The organism is Ornithinibacillus bavariensis (assembly GCF_018333235.1).
GTDB lineage: Bacteria > Bacillota > Bacilli > Bacillales > Amphibacillaceae > Ornithinibacillus > Ornithinibacillus bavariensis.
The window spans coordinates 1-229 of the sequence record NZ_BORP01000030.1 but is presented as its reverse complement, the minus strand read 5'-3'; the positions used below and the strand labels follow the sequence as shown (position 1 = coordinate 229).

Below are 229 nucleotides of genomic sequence, written 5' to 3'. Positions count from 1 at the left end.
GTTACTCACCCGTCCGCCGCTCGATCCACTACCTTCACCCCGAAGGGATCCGTTAGTTTCACGCGCTCGACTTGCATGTATTAGGCACGCCGCCAGCGTTCGTCCTGAGCCAAGATCAAACTCTCCAAAAAAAGTTTGTTTATCATAATTGATCGAGTCAATTACATTCTTAGCTACTAAAAGCACGCTAGCTTTTAGATTATTAATAGAAAAAACAGGGTATGTTTTT

1 rRNA gene is annotated in these 229 nt (G+C 43.7%); it reads right to left on the bottom strand.

The features are described from left to right. Positions 1-131 (bottom strand): 16S ribosomal RNA (locus KI338_RS17630); the annotation flags it as partial. Positions 132-229 lie beyond the last annotated feature (98 nt).